This window comes from Lonsdalea britannica, from assembly GCF_002111595.1.
Lineage (GTDB): Bacteria > Pseudomonadota > Gammaproteobacteria > Enterobacterales > Enterobacteriaceae > Lonsdalea > Lonsdalea britannica.
Window position 1 is genome coordinate 1 of sequence record NZ_LUTN01000043.1, and the last position, 2,567, is coordinate 2,567.

General features: G+C 62.4%; 1 protein-coding gene. It reads left to right on the forward strand.

All coding sequences use genetic code 11. The features are described 5' to 3' along the window. Positions 1–2,567, forward strand: a 2,567-nt coding sequence (locus tag AU509_RS17670; RefSeq protein ID WP_139824082.1) for a condensation domain-containing protein, incomplete at both ends; no start/stop codon positions are given.

A 2,567-nucleotide genomic window follows, 5' to 3' on the forward strand; every position in this document is an offset into this window, starting at 1 on the left:
CAGGCGGAAACGCAGCTGGTGAACATGTACGGCATCACCGAAACGACGGTGCATGTGACGCACTGTCCGCTGTCGGCAGAGATGCCTGCGGGGGAAAGCCCGATAGGCAAGCCGCTGCCGGACCTGCGGTTATACCTGCTGGATAGTCATGGCGAGCCAGTGCCGCTGGGCGTGACGGGCGAACTGTATGTCGGCGGCGCCGGGGTGACGCGGGGCTATCTGAATCAGCCTGCGCTGACGGAAGCGCGATTCCCGCTCGACCCGTTCTGTGGGGAGGCTGGCGCGCGTATGTACCGCACCGGCGATCTGGGCCGCTGGCGGGAAGACGGCACGGTAGCGTACCTCGGGCGTAACGATTTTCAGGTCAAGATCCGTGGGTTTCGTATCGAACTCGGGGAGATCGAGCGTCGATTGGCGATGCATCCGCAGCTGGATAACGCCGTGGTGGTGGCGCGAGAAGACAGTGACCGAGGCACGCAGCTGGTCGCTTATTACATCCCGAACACCTCGGCGGGCGTGGATGAACCCCGCGTACAAACGCTACGCGACTTTTTACGCCAGACGCTGCCGGAATACATGCTGCCGGCCGCCTATGTCCGTCTGGCGAGCTTGCCCCTGACTATTAACGGCAAGCTGGATCGCCGTGCGCTGCCGTCGCCGGATACAGATGCGCGCGCCATGCGCACTTATACTGCGCCGCAAGGACCGGTAGAAAGCGCGTTGGCGCGGATTTGGGAAGACGTGCTGGATCTGCAACAGGTCGGCCGTCATGACCACTTTTTTGAGCTGGGCGGCCACTCTATGCTGGCGGTCAGGCTTATGCGCCAGATGCGAGCGATCGGTCTGAATGCGGACGTCCGGGTGCTGTTTGAACAGCCGACGCTGGCGGCGTTGGCGGCGGCAGTCGGCGGCACGCATGACGTCGCCGTGCCTGACTGCGCGATCCCGGACGGATGTACGCGGATCACCCCGGCGATGTTGCCGCTGACGACACTCTCACAAATCGAGATTGATCGGATCGTATCGACGGTGCCGGGCGGGGCGGCGGCCGTGCAGGATATCTATCCCCTGACGCCCTTGCAGGAAGGGCTTCTGTATCACTCTCTGACGTCTGAACATCAGGATCCTTATCTGCTGCATATTCTGATGGCGTTTGACAGCCGGGCGCGGCTGGATAAGTTCATTCGGGCGCTCAATCTTGTCATGGCTCGTCATGACGTACTGCGTACCGCGATGTGTTGGGAAGGCGTGCGTGAACCGATGCAGGTTGTGTGGCGTACGGCGACGCTGCCGGTGAGCCACGTTGAACTCCGTCCTCACGGGGGATGCTCCGTCAATCAGCTGTTGAGTGTACGGCCAGCCCGGCTTGAGATGGATCGCGCGCCGCTGCTGGCAGCGCAGATCGCGGAAGATCGGCCTAATGAACGGTGGCTGATGACCTTGTTGTACCACCACGTGGTGGATGACGCGACGTCGTTGCAACTGCTGGTCAACGAAGCGCTGGCCTTGCTGCAAGACGAGGATGCCGAGCTGCCGACGCCATTCCAGTTCCGTGGTCATGTGGCGCAGGTGCGTCAGGGGCGTAACATCACGATGGAGGAAGCGTTTTTCCGACAACTATTGGGAACCGTGACGGAGTCGACGCTGCCGTACGGTTTGACGGATAATCAGCAGGATGGTCGCGAAACCCGCGAAGCGATTGCCCCATTGCCTGCCGAGCTTGTCGCCGCGTTGCGTGAGCAGGGCAAAGTCCACGGCGTCGGCGTCGCCAGTCTGGTGCATCTGGCTTGGGGGCGCGTGGTGAGCGTACTCTCCGGACGTGACGACGTGGTCTTCGGCACGGTGCTGATTGGGCGACTGCGGGACGGGGCGGAACAGGCGCTAGGTATGTTCATCAATACGCTGCCGCTACGGTTGACGCTGGCGGACTGTTCGGTGGCAGAGGCGCTCAGCCAAACGCAAACGCGATTGGCCGGGCTATTAAGGCATGAACACGCATCTCTTTCTTTGGCGCAGCGATGCAGCGGCGTTCCCGCCCCGGCCCCGTTATTCAGCGCGCTGCTGAACTATCGTCATACCGATCTCAATCCTCATCACAAGGTCATGACGATGGCCGAGGGAATCGAGGTGCTGAGTGCGGACGAACGCACTAACTATCCTCTGTTGCTGAATGTCGACGATCAGGCCTCTGGTTTGACTCTGACAGTACAGTCCTGCTCGACGGTGGATGCCGCGCGGGTGGCCGACCATATGCAAACGGCGCTGGAGAATCTGGCCCGGGCGCTGCGAGATGATGCAACCCGGCCGGTGTGTGCGCTGGGCATTTTATCGGCCGCAGAACGGATGAAGGTCATCGCGGAAGGCGGCGGCGACTTCTGTTCGACTCCGCCTCCATTCTGTCTCCATGAGCTGTTCGAACAGCAGGCCGACACCCGGCCGCAGGCCGTGGCGGTGAGCGCAGAGGGGCGTTCGCTGAGCTACGGCGAGCTGAACCGCCGCGCCAACCAGCTGGCTCGCGCGTTGATGGCGCAGGGCGTGCGGCCCGACAGCCGGGTGGCGATTGCGCT